This window comes from Variovorax sp. GW823-FHT04B03 (assembly GCF_058796495.1).
Window position 1 is genome coordinate 51,226 of record NZ_JBXAIT010000006.1, and the last position, 15,427, is coordinate 66,652.

Here is a 15,427-nt window from a genome sequence, read left to right on the forward strand (position 1 = left end):
TTCTTTGCTTCTTGTTACTTGCGCTGCAGCAGCTTCGTGACCTCGTCCACGTTGGCCTGGATGCGCTGGCGCACCACGTCGAAGGCGTCGGCCTGCGACTTGGCGGCCAGGGTGGCCAGTTCCTTGATGTCGTCGACCGCGCGCTGGAACGACTGGCGGCCCAGCTCGTCGAGCTTGGCGAGGTTTTCCTTCGGGTCCTTGCCCGGCATCGCCTTGGCGGCGGTCTGCCATTCGGCGATGGCCGTCTTGATCATTTCGGTCTGTCGCTGCACCACGGTCTGCAGGCCCTGGTAGGACTTCTCGTTGGCCTGCATCAGCGCCTGCAAGTCCTTGCGGCCGCTGTCGAGCAGCTTGCCGGCGCCGCCGGTCAGGTTCAGGTTCTGCAGGCGCTCGGCCATGCCCTTGAGGTTCTTCATCGGATCGAGCATGTCCGCGGCGGACGGCGCCGCCTGCTTCGCGCCGGCGCTGCTGGCGGTGGTTTTTTTCGCGGCGGCTTTCTTGGCAGTGGCCATGGTGCGGAATCTCCTGTGTCGGGTGATGAAAACAATCGAACGGGTGGATGCAGGCAGCGGCCGGGCGGCCGGGGCCCGCCGCCACGATACGCCGGGCCGGCGCGGCCCAGGGCGCTCCAAGCGCGGATTTGCCTGCGGAGTTTCCCGGGGTGGCCCGCGCCGCACGGCCCGGCCTGGCGGGCGCCCGCGCTTTCCGTGATGTGGGATGCCCCGGTCGATTGGCGGGCCGGGCGGCCGCGACTACAATCCGGCGCTCCGAGGAGCGTTGCAGCGCCGTCAGGCGTGAGGCTCGGACCACATCGCAACCACGCTCACCCGCTGTTCTCGCGGTGAGTCTTTCTTCCCCGTACGCAGTGGCATCTTTCAAACCAGTTTTGGAGTTCACATGAGCGCTGTACTCAAGCCCACCCCCGTCTCGACCGCCGACCAGGCGATTGCCGACCTGTCCCTTGCCGCCTGGGGCCGCAAGGAAATCAAGATCGCCGAAACCGAGATGCCCGGCCTGATGGCCATCCGTGAAGAGTTCTCGAAGGGCCAGGCCCTGAAGGGCGCGCGCATCACGGGCTCGCTGCACATGACCATCCAGACGGCCGTGCTGATCGAGACGCTGCAAGCCCTGGGCGCCGAAGTGCGCTGGGCCTCGTGCAACATCTTCTCGACGCAGGACCACGCCGCCGCCGCCATCGCCGCCGCCGGCACGCCGGTGTTCGCCATCAAGGGCGAGTCGCTGAAGGACTACTGGGACTACACCCACGCCATCTTCGACTTCGGTCCCAAGGGCTCGAAGGGCGAAGGCCCGAACATGATCCTGGACGACGGCGGCGACGCCACGCTGCTCATGCACCTGGGCCAGCGCGCTGAAAAAGACCTGGGCGTGCTCGCCAACCCGACCAGCGAAGAAGAACGCATTCTTTACGCCGCCATCAAGGCCAAGCTGGCCGTGGACGACACCTGGTACACCCGCAAGTCGGCCGAGATCATCGGCGTGACCGAAGAGACGACCACCGGCGTGCACCGCCTGAACGAGATGAGCGCCAAGGGCACGCTGCTGTTCCGCGCCATCAACGTGAACGACTCGGTCACCAAGAGCAAGTTCGACAACCTGTACGGCTGCCGCGAATCGCTGGTGGACGGCATCAAGCGCGCCACCGACGTGATGATCGCCGGCAAGGTGGCCTGCGTGGCCGGCTACGGCGACGTGGGCAAGGGCTCGGCCCAGGCGCTGCGTGCACTGTCGGCGCAAGTGTGGGTGACTGAAATCGACCCGATCAACGCCCTGCAGGCCGCGATGGAAGGCTACAAGGTCGTGACCATGGAGTACGCCGCCGACAAGGCCGACATCTTCGTGACCACCACCGGCAATCGCGACGTGATCCGCCACGAGCACATGGCCGCCATGAAGGACCAGGCCATCGTCTGCAACATCGGCCACTTCGACAACGAGATCGACGTCGCGTCGATCGAGAAGTACGAGTGGGAAGAGATCAAGCCCCAGGTCGACCACATCACCTTCCCGGACGGCAAGAAGATCATCCTGCTGGCCAAGGGCCGCCTCGTGAACCTGGGCTGCGGCACGGGCCACCCGAGCTTCGTGATGTCGTCGTCGTTCGCCAACCAGACCATCGCCCAGATCGAGCTGTTCACCAAGCCCGACGCCTACCAGGCCGGCAAGGTCTACGTGCTGCCCAAGCACCTGGACGAGAAGGTCGCGCGCCTGCACCTGAAGAAGGTCGGCGCCATGCTCACCGAGCTGACCGACTCGCAAGCCGCCTACATCGGCGTGGACAAGAACGGCCCTTACAAGCCGGACACCTACCGCTATTGATCCGCGTGCGCGCCGATCAACTGTTGGTAGAGCGCGGCCTGGCCGCGTCGCGTTCGCAAGCCGTGCGGCTCATCGCCGGCGGCATGCGCTGGCGTGACGCGGGCACGAGCGACGCGTGGCGCAACGTCGCCAAGAACAAGGACGAAGTGCCCGAGTCGGCCGAGCTCGAGCTCGCCGACGCCGCCGAGGCACGCTACGTGTCGCGCGGCGGCCTCAAGCTCGAAGGTGCGCTGAAGACCAGCGGCGTGGACCCGACCGGCAAGCTCTGCCTGGACGTCGGCCAGTCGACCGGCGGCTTCACCGATTGCCTGCTGCAGCACGGCGCCGCCAAGGTGGTGGGCGTCGACGTGGGCCATGGGCAGCTGCATGCGCGCATGCGCGAGGACGAACGCGTGGTCGCCATCGAAGGCGTCAATGCGCGGGCGTTGTCGCCGGCCGATCTGCAGGTGGACGATGGCGAGGACGACGAGGTTGGTGAGGCGCTCGAAGTTGTCGAAGCCCCGGCCGAGCCGCGCTTCGACCTCATCGTCGGCGACCTGTCGTTCATCTCGCTCACGCTGGTGCTGCCGGCCGTGGTGCAGTTCCTGGCCGACGACGGCCAGTTGCTGATGCTGGTCAAGCCGCAGTTCGAGCTGCAGCCCGGCCAGGTCGGCAAGGGCGGCATCGTGCGCGACGAGGCGATGTACCCTGTGGTCGAGAAGCGCCTGCACGACGCCTGCGCGGCGCTCGAGCTGAAGGTGCTGCGCTGGTTCGACAGCCCGATCGCCGGGGGCGACGGCAACCGCGAGTTTTTCATTCACGCCGTTCGTGCTGCTGCCAAGGCGGGCGACGGTTCCTAAGGAGACGCAGGTGCGCCTTCCGCTGAGTTTCGAATTCTTCCCGACCAAGACGCCCGAAGGCGCGGTCAAGCTGCGCGCCGTGCGCCAGCAGCTGTATGCGCGCAAGCCGCAGTTCTGCTCCGTCACCTACGGCGCGGGCGGCTCCACGCACCAGGGCACCTTCGGTGCGGTGCAGGAGATCCTGGCCGAGGGCGTGGACGCCGCCAGCCACTTCTCGTGCATCGGCGCCACGCGCGCCACGGTGCGCGAGCAGCTGGCCGAGCTGAAGGCCATGGGCGTGAAGCGCCTCGTCGCGCTGCGCGGCGACCTGCCCAGCGGCTACGGCATCGGCGGCGAGTTCCAGTACGCGAGCGACCTCGTCGCCTTCATCCGCGAGGAGACCGGCCGCGACTTCCACATCGAGGTGGCCTGCTACCCCGAAGTGCATCCGCAGGCGCGCTCGCCCGAAGCCGACCTGCAGGCCTTCGCGACCAAGATGAAGGCCGGCGCCGACTCGGCCATCACGCAGTATTTCTTCAGCCCCGAGGCCTACTTCCGCTTCGTCGACGACGCGCGCAAGCTGGGGCTCGACACGCCGATCGTGCCGGGCATCATGCCCATCACGAGCTCGACGCAGCTCATGCGTTTCTCGGACGCCTGCGGCGCCGAGATTCCGCGCTGGATCCGCCTGCGCCTGCAGGGCTTCGGCGACGACACGGCCTCCATCAAGGCCTTCGGCCTGGACGTGGTGACCGACCTGTGCGCGCGCCTGCAAGCGGGCGGCGCACCCGCGATCCACTTCTACACGATGAACCAGTCGGCGGCCACGCTGGCGATCCTGGAGCGCCTGGATTGAGAGGGCTGCGCGCGGTCGCCGTCGCGGTCTCCTGCGTGCTCGCAGGGTGCACCATGCCGCCTGCCACGCAGGAGAAAGACGCGGACACCGCCGCCGCGCCGGCGGCGTCCGGCAAGCGGCTGCAGCCGCTGGGACGCGGCCTGGCCGTGCCGCCCGGTGCCGCCCCGCGCTCGGCCGTGCCGTCGGTGCGCTACGACCTCGCGGTGTCGGGCACCGGCGAATCGCTGGACGACGGCGTACCCGGCGATGAGCCGCGCGAGATCTTCGAGCGCGGCGGCGCCTCGTGGTACGGCATCCAGTTCCACCAGCGCAAGACCGCCAACGGCGAGCGCTTCGACATGGGTGCCATGACGGCGGCCCACAAGACGCTGCCCTTCAACACGCGCGTGTGCGTGCGCAGCCTGGTCAACGGCAGCGAGGTGCTGGTGCGCGTCAACGACCGCGGGCCCTTCACGCCGGGCCGCATCATCGACCTGAGCCGCGCCGCGGCCGACCGCATCGGTCTCACGAGCATGGGCATCAAGCAGGTGGCGCTGTCGGTCATCGACCGCGAGGGCATGCGCTGCGGCGGCCAGGCCGTGGCGGCGGAAGATCTGCAGCCCGCGCTGTTGCCGGAGGCGCCGACCTCGCGCGTGCGCGCGCCGGCACCCGCGCGCAAGCGGGTGATCGTGCCGCCGCGCAAGCGCCGCTGAGCGGCCTGCCTCAGCCGCCGCTCTCGAGCGAGTAGGCGGCGTTGCGGTCCTGGGCCAGGCGCTCGGCCAGCTGGGGCAGTGCCTCGGCCAGTTGCGCCTTCAGCGTGTAGGGCGGGTTGATCAAAAACATCCCGCTGGCCGGCAGGCCCGGGCGCTGCGTTTCGCCCGAGGCGGCGTCCTTCGTGATCTTGCTCGACTTGACCGTCAGCGTGGCGTGCAGCCACGGCTTGCCGGCCTTGGTCGCCATCGTCTTCAGGCGGCGCGGCAGATCGTGCGCCTCGGGGCGCGGAATGATCGGGTACCAGACGGCGTAGGTGCCCGTGGCGAAGCGCTTGAGCGCCTCGGCCGCGAAGTCGAGCACGCGGCCGTAGTCGGTCTTCATTTCGTAGCTCGGGTCCATCAGCACCAGCGCGCGGCGCGAGGGCGGCGGCAGGAACTTGGTGGCGCTGCCGAAGCCGTCGTCGCGCAGCACGGCGATGCGGCGGCCGGCCTCGAGCTGGGCGATGTTGGCGTCCAGCGTGCGGGCGTCGGTCGGGTGCAGCTCGAACAGCTTGAGCTTGTCGTGGTCACGCAGCAGGTGCTGCACGATGAACGGCGAGCCGGGGTAGACGCGCGCGCCGCCCTTGGGGTTGAAGTCGTGGATCACGCTCAGGTAGCGGGCGATGGCTTCGGCGACCGGCTTGTCCTCGGCGGGGGCTGCGGGCTTCTTGCCCGTCGACTTGGCGGCGGGGGCGGGTGTGGCGGGGGCTTTTTCCGGTTCGGCGAAGAAGCGCAGCACGCCGTCGGCCGCTTCGCCGCTGGTGCCGGCGTAGTCGCCGTCGAGCCGGTACAGGCCGGCGCCGGCGTGGGTGTCGACGACGGTCAGCGCGGCGTCTTTTTCAAGCAGGTGGTCGAGGGTGGCAATCAGGACCGTGTGCTTGAGCACGTCGGCGTGGTTGCCGGCATGGAACGCGTGGCGGTAACTGAACATGGAATGAGGCCTGAAAAAGTGGAAAGGGGAGCGCTAGACTCGCGCGGCGCTACATTGATTTACAAAACACAACGAGGGGCAGCAATGCGAGGAGCCGGATGGCGATTTTGGGGCCTGTGCGTCGGCGCGGGTGTTTTGTCTATTTTGACGGGCTGCGCCTCCGTGACCCACGGCACCACGCAGAACGTGAAGGTCGAGACCCTGTCGCCCGAGGGCAAGGTGGTCGACGGCGCCCGCTGCCGGGTCTCGAACGACCGCAATGATGCGGTGGTGCGCTCGGGCCTGACCCTGCCGGTGCGGCGCTCGGGCGAGAACCTGAACATCGAATGCACCCAGTCCGGCCTGCCGCCGGCCCGCGGCCAGGCGATTTCGCGCGTCAACGTGGGCCTGGTCGGCAACGTGATGATCGGCGGCCTGGTCGGCGTGGCGATCGACACCGGCACCGGCGCGGGCTTCAACTACCCGAGCTGGATCCAGCTGATCTTCGGCGAGGTGCGCAGCTTCGACCGCAGCGCGCAGACCGGCGACGAGGCGACGACCGGCATGAAGATCGGCACGACCGAGATGGCGGCCGCACCGGCGCCGAAGACGGCCACAGCAGTGCCTGCGCCTGCGCCCGCGCCGGCCGTGGTCGCGCCACCGCCGCCTCCCGTGGCGGTTGCGCCGCCCGCTCCGGCGCGCCCCGCGCCCGCAGCACCGTCCGCCGCGCCCGACGCCCGCGTCTCGATGGACGATCTGCGCGGCCTGCTGCCCGCCAAGCCGTGAAGCCGATGTGGAAGAACGCCGCGCCGTGGCTGTGCGCCGCGGGCGCCCTGCTGGCCGCTGGCCCGGCCGCCGCGCTGGAGCCCGACGCCCTGTTCGCCAAGCTGACCGGCAGCGTCTGGGCCGTGCGCACCTTCGACGCGCAGGAGCGTCCGCTGCGCGCCGGCAGCGCCGTGGTGATCGCACCCGGCCGGCTCGTCACCAACTGCCACGTGCTCGCCAAGGCCAGCAATTTCGTGGTCAAGCGCGACAACGTCACCTACGGCGCCACGCTCGAATACCCGGACCCGGGGCGCGACCTGTGCCAGATCAAGGTCGCCAACTTCACGGCGCCGCCGGTGGCGCTGGCGCCTGCTGGCACCGCGCGGGTGGGGCAGCGCGTGTACGCCATCGGCAACCCGCGCGGGTTGGAAAACACGCTCAGCGAAGGCCTGTTGTCGGGCCTGCGCGGCGGCGACGGGGAGGCGCGGCTGCTGCAGACCACGGCGGCGATCGCGCCCGGGTCGAGCGGCGGCGGGCTGTTCGACAGCGACGGCCGCCTGCTGGGCATCACCACCTTCGCCGCCCGCGACGGCGGCAACCTGAATTTCGCCATGCCGGCCGAGTTCCTGGCGGAACTGCCAGCCCGCGCCCAGGCGCAACTGGCGGCACGGGCCCGGGAGCCTGCGGGCGCTGCCGCCCGACGGGTGGCCGACGCCGGTGGGGCGGGCATCCCGCTGACCGAGCCGCTGCGCGCCGGCGACGCGCTCGAGTACGTGCGCACGGACCGGCTGACGGGCAACCGGGCGCCGGTGATCTACCGGGTGGACCGGGTCAGCGGCGACGAGGTGTCGTTCAATGCCGGCAGCCGGATCGAGAAGACCAACGGGCAGGTGGTCTCCATCACGTCGCCGGCCGGCGGCCTGTTCGACACCGCGTCGCCGCCGGGCGGCTGGGCATTGCGCAAGGACGACATCCAGCCCGGCATGCGCTGGCAGCTCGACTACGTGACGACCACCGGCGACCGGCTGCGGCATGAACTCACCGCCTCGGTGGGCGGCGAGCAGACGATGCGTGTGGACGGGGTGGAGTTGAACGTGATGCGCATCGGCTACGAGGGCTGGATCTTCGCCTCCAGCACCACCAGCTTGCCGCTGACCGGCGCCAGCACGCGCTTTCGGGGCGCCGCCTGGTACAGCCCCGAGCTGGGCCGGGTCGTCCGTTTCGAGGGCGAATACCAGCGCGGGGTCTCCTCGGGGGCCAACGAGAGCCTGGAGCTGGTCCGCATCCAGCGCTGAGGCCGCCGGAAGCCCGAAAATTGGCCGTTTGGCCATTTCTTCATATAATCGCGGGCTTCGCAGCGTTTTTGTAGCCCCGCGGCGAAGGCATGCCAGCTGCCCTTTCATTGGGCGAAAGGCGTGAAAACCCACCTAAGAGATTCCCATCAGAGGAACGCCGACCGTGGAAAAGGGCTCGCCAAACCCTCTTTCAAGAGAAAAACTCATGACCAAAACGTTCAGCGCCAAGCCCGCTGACGTGACGCACGAGTGGTTTGTGATTGACGCGACCGACAAGGTCCTCGGACGAGTAGCCAGCGAAGTTGCTCTCCGTTTGCGCGGCAAACACAAGGCCATTTACACGCCTCACGTCGATACCGGTGACTACATCGTCATCATCAACGCCGCGCAACTGCGCGTCACCGGCGCCAAGTCGATCGACAAGGTGTACTACCGTCACTCGGGCTACCCGGGCGGTATCACGGCGACGAACTTCCGCGACATGCAGAACAAGCACCCGGGCCGCGCCCTGGAAAAGGCTGTCAAGGGCATGCTGCCCAAGGGCCCGCTTGGTTACGCGATGATCAAGAAACTCAAGGTGTACGGTGGTGCCGAGCACCCGCATACCGCCCAACAGCCCAAAGTGCTGGAACTGTAAGGAGCCTTGAGAATGATTGGTGAATGGAACAATGGCACCGGCCGTCGCAAATCCAGCGTCGCCCGCGTGTTTCTGAAAAAAGGCACCGGCAAGATCACGGTCAACGGCAAGGACATCCAAGCGTTCTTCGGCCGTGAAACCTCGATCATGATCGCCAAGCAGCCCCTGGCGCTGACCAACAACCTCGAAGCTTTCGACGTGATGGTCAACGTGAACGGCGGCGGCGAATCGGGTCAAGCCGGCGCCACGCGCCACGGCATCACCCGTGCCCTGATCGACTACGACGCTTCGCTGAAGCCCGTCCTGAGCCAAGCCGGCTTCGTGACGCGCGACGCACGTGAAGTCGAGCGTAAGAAGGTCGGTCTGCACTCCGCCCGTCGCCGCAAGCAGTTCAGCAAGCGCTGATCCCCTGCTCGTTGCGAGACAAGAAGCCGCCCTCGGGCGGCTTTTTCGTGGCCGCGTCCCCCGGGTGCCCCTGGTGGATGCGGCGCCCGACCCCACTTGCGATGGGTGCTCGCCACAGTCGGCCTGCCGAAAATGCGGCATTGCAGTAGCATCCGTCCCATTGGCCGCCCAAGCGGCCCCCCAAGGAGTTTCACCCCATGAGCGCTGTTGCCGAAAACATCCAGACCCAGATGCCCGAGCCGATCGTCTTCACCGACAGCGCGGCCGCCAAGGTCGCCGACCTGATCGCCGAAGAGGGCAATCCCGACCTGAAGTTGCGCGTGTTCGTGCAGGGCGGCGGGTGCTCGGGCTTCCAGTACGGTTTCACCTTCGACGAGATCACCAACGAAGACGACACCACCATGACCAAGAACGGTGTGTCGCTGCTGATCGACGCCATGAGCTACCAGTACTTGCTCGGCGCCGAGATCGACTACAAGGAAGACCTGCAGGGCGCCCAGTTCGTCATCAAGAACCCGAACGCCACCAGCACCTGCGGCTGCGGTTCCAGCTTCTCGGCCTGATGCCTGGATGCTGCTGACCAGCCCCCTCGAAAAAGCCGCCTCCGGGCGGCTTTTTGCTGCCCGTCGTTTTCCTGCTGAGTCCACGCCTTCCCGATGAGCCCCGACACCGCCGTCCCCGTCGATCCCGCCCGCAAGAGCCTGCTGTGGCTCGTGGCCGTCGGCTTCTTCATGCAGACGCTCGACGCGACCATCATCAACACGGCGCTGCCCGCCATGGCCGCCAGCCTGGGCGAGAGCCCGCTGCGCATGCAGTCGGTGGTGGTGGCCTACGCGCTCACGATGGCGATGCTGATCCCGGCCTCGGGTTGGATCGCCGACCGCTTCGGCACGCGGCGCGTCTTCTTCTGCGCCATCGTGCTGTTCGCGGCCGGCTCGGTGCTGTGCGCGCTCTCGCAGGGGCTGGGGCAGCTCGTGGCGGCGCGGGTGGTGCAGGGCCTGGGCGGGGCGCTGCTGCTGCCTGTGGGGCGCCTGGCGCTGCTGCGCACGGTGCCGCGCGGCGAGTTCCTGCAGGCAATGAGCTTCGTGGCCATCCCGGGGCTCATCGGGCCGCTGCTGGGCCCCACGCTCGGCGGCTGGCTGGTGCAGTACGCCTCCTGGCACTGGATCTTCCTGATCAACGTGCCGGTGGGGCTGGCGGGCTGCATCGCCACGCTGCGCTACATGCCGGACCTGCGCGGCGCCCTCCAGAAGCGCTTCGACGGCGTGGGCTACGCGCTGCTGGCCTTCGGCATGGTGGCGATCTCGCTGGCGGTCGATGGCGTGTCGGGGCTCGGGCTGCGCCAGGGCGGGGTGATGGCGGTGCTGATCTTCGGCTTCGCCAGCGTGGTCGCCTACTGGCTGCGCGCGGCGCGCACGCCCGAGCCGCTGTTCTCGCCCGCGCTGTTCGGCATCCCGACGCTGAGCATCGGCCTGCTGGGCAACCTGTTCTCGCGCCTGGGCAGCAGCTGCATGCCCTTCCTGGTGCCGCTGCTGCTGCAGGTGTCGATGGGCTATTCGCCGGTGCGCGCGGGGCTGATGATGCTGCCGGTCGCGCTGGCCGGCATGGCGATGAAGCGCTTTGCCACGCCGCTGATCACGCGCCATGGCTACCGCCGCGTGCTCGTGGCCAACACGGTGCTGGTGGGCTGCACCATGGCCAGCTTCGGCCTCACGGCGCCGGGGCAGCCGGTGGCGCTGCACCTGCTGCAGCTGCTGGTGTTCGGCGCGGTCAATTCGCTGCAGTTCACGGCCATGAACACCATCACCCTGAAGGACCTCGACGGCGGCATGGCCAGCAGCGGCAACAGCCTGCTGTCGATGGTGCAGATGCTGGCGATGAGCCTGGGCGTGGCCGCCGCCGGCGCAGTGCTGGCGGGCTACAACGGCGTGTTCGGCACGGCCACGGCGGTGCAGACGCTCGATGCGTTCCAGGCCACGTTCGCGACGATGGGGCTCATCACGGTGGCTTCGGCCCTGATCTTCTGGCATCTGCCGGCAGAAGTACGGGCGGCGCAACCTGCGCAGCCGGAGGTTTCCGGCCAGGGCTGACGCAATTCAGGCGGGGTAGATCGCGCCGAGCACCCGCGCCCGGCGCGCGCCGGTCACGCTCGCGAGGTTGCCGGGTTCGCGCCGGACGGTGCGCCGGGCCAGCCACGCGAAGGCGGCCGCCTCGACCTGCTGGGGCGGCAGGCCGTGTTCCGACGACGCCTGCACCTGCACGCCAGGCAGCAGGGCGCGCAGGCGGGCCATGAGGTGGTCGTTGAGTGCGCCGCCGCCGCAGACGATCAGCAAGGCGCTCTCTTTTTGATAGCTTCTCAGCGCTGCCGCACAGGTGCTGGCGGTCAGCTCGGCCAGCGTGGCCTGCACGTCGACAGGCGCCCAGGTGGCCGTGCCCAGGTGGCTGGCCAGCCAGTCCGGATGGAATAAATCGCGCCCCGTGCTCTTCGGCGGCGCCTTGGCGAAATACGGTTCGGCCTGCAGCCGGGCCAGCAGCTCGGGCAGCACGCGCCCGCTGGCCGCCCACTGGCCGCCCCGGTCGAAGGGCTGGCCGAGGTGGCGCTGGCACCAGTGGTCCATCAGCGCGTTGGCGGGGCCGCAATCGAAGCCCAGCAGGGAGGCAGTGCCAGCAGGCGCGTTCGCGGCGGGCAGCAGGCTCAGGTTGGAGATGCCGCCGAGGTTCAGCACGGCGACGGGCGCGTCGGGCCGGGCGAACAAGGCCTGGTGAAAGGCCGGCACCAGTGGGGCGCCCTGGCCGCCGGCCGCGAGGTCGCGGCTGCGGAAGTCGGCGACCACGTCGATGCCGCTCAGTTCGGCCAGCAGCGAGGGGTTGTTGACCTGCAGCGTGTAGCCCGTGCCGTCGAACTCGAGCGGCCGGTGGCGCACGGTCTGGCCGTGGGCGCCGATGGCGGTGACGGCTGTCGGGGCGGTGCCGGTGCGGGCCAGCAGCTGCGCGACCACGTCGGCATACACCCGCGCCAGGCCGTTGCCGGCCAGGGCCGCGCGGTGCAGTTCGTTGTCGCCGGGGGTGTTGAGCGCCAGCAGCTCGGCGCGCAGCGGGGCGGGAAAGTCGGCGCTGGCGTGGCCGATCACCGCGAGGTGGCCGTCGTCGGAGAAATCGGCAATGACGCCGTCGACCCCGTCGAGCGAGGTGCCCGACATCAGGCCGATGAAGCGTTGCTGCGGCGGCTGCGATGTGGCGGCCATGCCCAGGGGAGCGAGGCTCAGTCGGCGCTGGCCTGGATCACCGAGAAGGCGGCAGCCAGCTCGGTGCGGGCGCCCACGGCGATGCGTTCGAAGGCCGGGCGCAGGGCCGCGGTGATCGGTGCGCCGCCTTCTTGCGCGATCGTGGTCGGGTCCTGGTAGGCCCCGGCGACGCGGTATTCGAAATGCAGGTGCGGGCCGGTGGCCCAGCCGGTGGAGCCGACGGCGCCGATGGTCTGGCCCTGGCTCACGCTCTCGCCGGCCTTCACGTTGATGCGGCTCAGGTGGGCGTAGGCCGTCTGCTGGTTGTTGCGGTGGTTGATGATGACGATGTTGCCGTAGCCGCTTTGCGTGCCGGCGAAATCGACCGTGCCATCGCCGACCGTGCGCACCGCGGTGCCCGTGGGCGCCGCGTAGTCGATGCCGTTGTGCTGGCGCCAGCTGTTCAGGATCGGGTGCATGCGCATCGCGAAACCGCTGGACACGCGCGAGAACTCGACCGGCGACGCCAGGTAGGCCTTGCGCAGGCTGTCGCCGTTCGGGCGGTAGTAGCTGCCCTTCTGGCCCGCGCCCGGGGGCTGGAACCAGACGGCCTGGTGGACCTTGCCGTTGTTCTCGAACTCGGCCGAGAGCACGCGGCCGCTGCGCAGCGCCTGGCCGTCGGCTTCGAAGGTCTCGTAGACCACGGCGAAGCGGTCGCCCTTGCGCAGCGAACGCACGTCGACGTCGCCCGCGAAGATGTCGGCCAGCTGGCTCGCCACGGCGTCGGGAATACGCGAGTCGTCGGTGGCGGCGAACAGCGAGCTGCGGATGGTGCCGCTGGCCAGGCGCGTGCCCGGCGTCAGCATGTCGCGCTCGGTGCGGGCGACAAAACCGGTGGGCGTGCGCTCGACGACGAAACGCTTGAAGCCGCCGTCGGCGTCGGGAATCCAGCGGGCGCTCAGCTTCTGTAGCTGGTTTTCCTGCGTGGCTTCGGCCGTCACGGTGCGGCCCACGCGCGCGAACAGCGCCATGCGCGCCTCGGCGTTGCCGCGCACGAAGGCGGTGGCGGCGGGGTCGGAAATGCCCAGGCGCTTCATCAGCGCCTCGGCCGTGTCGCTGGAGCGCGAGACGTCGGTGCGGAACAGCGTGAAGCTGAAGTTCTCAAGCGACGCCGACTGGTCGGCGAAAGACACCGGCGCGGTGGCTTCGAGCACTTGCTGGATGGGGAGGTCGGACGCGTCGGGACCGAGCGAGGCGACCGCGAGGGTGCCGGCGCTGAGCAGCATCGCAGCGATCGCTGCGGTGATCTGCTTGGGGTACGTCCGGAATGTGTACGCCACGCGGGAAGCGAGAAGCTCCTCGGCGGCAAGGATGCCGTTGATCAAACTGTGGATTCCAACTCAGGTTCTGCAGGTCCGTGCTGCAAGGCCCAGTGCGTTCAGGGCGGCAGGAGACGGTGCGGAAAAAAAGCGCCGCTTAGAATCCGGCGCTTGAAAAGTCGGGCTGAGTATAGCTTCGGCCACCGGAAAAACCGCCAAAAAAGCCCATGAACGCCGAATCTGTTACATCCACCAGCCTCTCCGATGGTGTAAGACAAGCCCTCGAAATCTCCCTCCGCGGCGCTGACGAGCTGCTGCCGCAGGACGAGTGGGTCAAGAAGCTCCAGAAGGCGGAAGCCAGCGGCAAGCCGCTGCGCATCAAGCTGGGCCTGGACCCGACCGCACCGGATATTCATATCGGACACACGGTGGTGCTCAACAAGATGCGCCAGCTCCAGGACCTGGGGCACCGCGTGATCTTCCTGATCGGCGACTTCACCTCCCTGATCGGCGACCCCTCGGGCCGCAACAGCACCCGCCCGCCGCTCACGGCCGAGCAGATCCGCGCCAACGCCGAGACCTACTTCGCCCAGGCCAAGCTGGTGCTGGACGAATCGAAGACCGAGATCCGCTACAACTCAGAGTGGAGCGACCCGCTGGGCGCGCGCGGCATGATCCAGCTGGCGGCCAAGTACACGGTGGCGCGCATGATGGAGCGCGACGACTTCAACAAGCGCTTCAAGGCCGGCCAGTCGATCTCGGTGCACGAGTTCCTGTACCCGCTGATGCAGGGCTACGACTCGGTGGCGCTCGAAAGCGACCTCGAACTGGGCGGCACCGACCAGAAGTTCAACCTGCTCGTCGGCCGCCATCTCCAGCAGGAATACGGACAAGAGCCGCAGTGCATACTCACTATGCCGCTGCTCGAAGGGCTCGACGGCGTCGAGAAGATGTCCAAGAGCAAGGGCAACTACATCGGCATCAGCGAGGACGCCAACAGCATGTTCGCCAAGGTGCTGTCGATCTCCGACACGCTGATGTGGCGCTGGTACACGCTGCTGAGCTTCCAGTCGGTGGCGCAGATCGAGGCGCTGAAGGCCGAGATCGCGGCCGGGCGCAACCCGAAGGACGCCAAGGTGGCGCTGGCCAAGGAAATCACCGCACGCTTCCACAGCGCGGCGGCGGCCGATGCGGCGGAGCAGGACTTCATCAACCGCAGCAAGGGCGGCGTGCCCGACGAGATTCCCGAGGTGGCGCTCAGCGGCGCCCCGCTGGGCATCGGCCAGCTGCTCAAGCAGGCCAACCTGGCGGCTTCGTCGGGCGAGGGCAATCGCCTGATCGATGGCGGCGGCGTGCGCATCGATTCGGTCGTGGTGTCCGACAAGGGGCTGAAGCTGCCCGCGGGCAGCTACGTGGTGCAGGTCGGCAAGCGCAAGTTTGCGCGAGTGACCCTGAGCTGATCGCAAAAAAAGGCCCCTCGGGGCCTTTTTCAATGGGCGCTCGCGTGAGGGCTCAGCGGACCTCGATGGTCACGCGCCGGTTGCGGGGCTCGTCCACCTCGTCGGCGGTCGGCACGGCCAGGTCGCGTTCGCCGCGGCCGACGGCCTCGATGCGGTTCGCCGGGAACTGGCGCTCCACGAACAGCTGCACCACTTCCTGCGCGCGGCGGCGCGACAGCTGGTCGTTCTGCTCGCCGGCGCCCTTGGTGTCGGTGTGGCCGGTCACCACGATGTCGCCGCCGCTGCGGGCCAGCGCGGCGGCCAGCGCCTCGGTCATGATCTGCTGCGACGCCGCCGTCAGCGTGGTGGTGCCCACTTCGAAGAACACCGTGTAGCGCTGCGGAAGCGGCGGGCGCATGTCGAACAGGGGCTTGTTCTCGGCCTGGACCTTGGCCGCGTCGGCCTGGTCGACCACCGGCGCACCGCTCGCGCCCACCGCGGCCGTGGCGCGCTGGTAGGGCTTGGAGAGCACTTCTTCGCCGTCCTTGGCGCGCACCACCACGGCGGAGGGCGTGCCGTCGGCCTGGGGCAGCAGCACCACGCGCGTGCCCGGCGAGGAGCAGGCGGCCAGGAACAGGGCGATCGTGGTCGCGAGAAGAAGGGAGGAGCGGCGTAACAGTGTCTGCATCTT

At 68.7% G+C, this 15,427-nt stretch carries 16 protein-coding genes and 1 riboswitch; of the genes, 11 read left to right on the top strand and 5 right to left on the bottom strand.

Features of this window, described 5'->3' with window-relative positions:
• Positions 1 to 14 precede the first annotated feature (14 nt).
• Positions 15 to 512: a TIGR01841 family phasin gene (gene phaP, locus AC1RAD_RS24215; protein ID WP_062482351.1), complete on the bottom strand. Its 498-nt coding sequence runs from the start codon at positions 510 to 512 to the stop codon at positions 15 to 17.
• 251 nt (positions 513 to 763) lie between these two features.
• Positions 764 to 832, top strand: a riboswitch (S-adenosyl-L-homocysteine riboswitch).
• Positions 833 to 897: 65 nt separating this feature from the next.
• Between phaP and ahcY the strand changes: the two genes are divergently transcribed.
• The 4 genes from ahcY to AC1RAD_RS24235 are packed head-to-tail and all read left to right on the top strand — an operon-like array spanning position 898 to position 4,703.
• Positions 898 to 2,337 carry an adenosylhomocysteinase gene (gene ahcY / locus AC1RAD_RS24220; RefSeq protein ID WP_070062885.1) on the top strand — a complete coding sequence of 480 codons (1,440 nt, stop codon included), beginning with the start codon at positions 898 to 900 and terminating at the stop codon, positions 2,335 to 2,337.
• A gap of 5 nt (positions 2,338 to 2,342) precedes the next feature.
• On the top strand, positions 2,343 to 3,176 hold the full coding sequence (locus tag AC1RAD_RS24225; protein ID WP_492737626.1) for a TlyA family RNA methyltransferase: 834 nt from the start codon (positions 2,343 to 2,345) through the stop codon (positions 3,174 to 3,176).
• Positions 3,177 to 3,186: 10 nt separating this feature from the next.
• Complete coding sequence (gene metF / locus AC1RAD_RS24230; protein WP_062482359.1) at positions 3,187 to 4,011, top strand: methylenetetrahydrofolate reductase [NAD(P)H]; 825 nt, start codon at positions 3,187 to 3,189, stop codon at positions 4,009 to 4,011.
• A gap of 53 nt (positions 4,012 to 4,064) precedes the next feature.
• Positions 4,065 to 4,703, top strand: a complete 639-nt coding sequence (locus AC1RAD_RS24235; RefSeq protein WP_095746890.1) for a septal ring lytic transglycosylase RlpA family protein — start codon at positions 4,065 to 4,067, stop codon at positions 4,701 to 4,703.
• Positions 4,704 to 4,713: 10 nt separating this feature from the next.
• Here the strand turns inward: AC1RAD_RS24235 and AC1RAD_RS24240 are convergent, their stop codons facing one another.
• Complete coding sequence (locus AC1RAD_RS24240; RefSeq protein ID WP_492737627.1) at positions 4,714 to 5,673, bottom strand: 23S rRNA (adenine(2030)-N(6))-methyltransferase RlmJ; 960 nt, start codon at positions 5,671 to 5,673, stop codon at positions 4,714 to 4,716.
• Between the two features lie 162 nt (positions 5,674 to 5,835).
• On the opposite strand from AC1RAD_RS24240, the gene AC1RAD_RS24245 reads away from it, so the two are divergent.
• The 6 genes from AC1RAD_RS24245 (at position 5,836) to mdtD (ending at position 10,844) form a co-directional block, all read left to right on the top strand.
• Positions 5,836 to 6,438, top strand: coding sequence for a hypothetical protein (locus tag AC1RAD_RS24245; RefSeq protein WP_492737628.1), 603 nt, complete (start codon positions 5,836 to 5,838; stop codon positions 6,436 to 6,438).
• 5 nt (positions 6,439 to 6,443) lie between these two features.
• Complete coding sequence (locus AC1RAD_RS24250) at positions 6,444 to 7,712, top strand: S1C family serine protease (protein ID WP_492738086.1); 1,269 nt, start codon at positions 6,444 to 6,446, stop codon at positions 7,710 to 7,712.
• A 205-nt stretch (positions 7,713 to 7,917) separates the two neighbouring features.
• Entirely contained in the window at positions 7,918 to 8,349 is a 432-nt protein-coding gene (rplM, locus tag AC1RAD_RS24255; RefSeq protein ID WP_062479213.1) for a 50S ribosomal protein L13, read from the top strand.
• A 12-nt stretch (positions 8,350 to 8,361) separates the two neighbouring features.
• Entirely contained in the window at positions 8,362 to 8,754 is a 393-nt protein-coding gene (gene rpsI, locus AC1RAD_RS24260) for a 30S ribosomal protein S9 (protein ID WP_062479216.1), read from the top strand.
• Between the two features lie 197 nt (positions 8,755 to 8,951).
• Positions 8,952 to 9,317 carry an iron-sulfur cluster insertion protein ErpA gene (erpA, locus tag AC1RAD_RS24265; RefSeq protein WP_056577477.1) on the top strand — a complete coding sequence of 122 codons (366 nt, stop codon included), beginning with the start codon at positions 8,952 to 8,954 and terminating at the stop codon, positions 9,315 to 9,317.
• Positions 9,318 to 9,410: 93 nt separating this feature from the next.
• Positions 9,411 to 10,844, top strand: coding sequence for a multidrug transporter subunit MdtD (gene mdtD / locus AC1RAD_RS24270; protein ID WP_307638086.1), 1,434 nt, complete (start codon positions 9,411 to 9,413; stop codon positions 10,842 to 10,844).
• Between the two features lie 6 nt (positions 10,845 to 10,850).
• On the opposite strand, the gene AC1RAD_RS24275 is transcribed toward mdtD, so the two are convergent.
• Together AC1RAD_RS24275 and AC1RAD_RS24280 are read right to left on the bottom strand one after the other, a co-directional pair.
• Complete coding sequence (locus tag AC1RAD_RS24275; protein WP_492737629.1) at positions 10,851 to 11,999, bottom strand: anhydro-N-acetylmuramic acid kinase; 1,149 nt, start codon at positions 11,997 to 11,999, stop codon at positions 10,851 to 10,853.
• 17 nt (positions 12,000 to 12,016) lie between these two features.
• Positions 12,017 to 13,363 carry a M23 family metallopeptidase gene (locus AC1RAD_RS24280; protein ID WP_492737631.1) on the bottom strand — a complete coding sequence of 449 codons (1,347 nt, stop codon included), beginning with the start codon at positions 13,361 to 13,363 and terminating at the stop codon, positions 12,017 to 12,019.
• 161 nt (positions 13,364 to 13,524) lie between these two features.
• On the opposite strand from AC1RAD_RS24280, the gene tyrS reads away from it, so the two are divergent.
• Positions 13,525 to 14,757 carry a tyrosine--tRNA ligase gene (gene tyrS / locus AC1RAD_RS24285; RefSeq protein ID WP_159272807.1) on the top strand — a complete coding sequence of 411 codons (1,233 nt, stop codon included), beginning with the start codon at positions 13,525 to 13,527 and terminating at the stop codon, positions 14,755 to 14,757.
• Between the two features lie 52 nt (positions 14,758 to 14,809).
• Here the strand turns inward: tyrS and AC1RAD_RS24290 are convergent, their stop codons facing one another.
• Positions 14,810 to 15,424 (bottom strand): OmpA family protein, encoded by a 615-nt coding sequence (locus tag AC1RAD_RS24290; protein ID WP_492737632.1) that lies wholly within the window; start codon positions 15,422 to 15,424, stop codon positions 14,810 to 14,812.
• Positions 15,425 to 15,427: the final 3 nt, after the last annotated feature.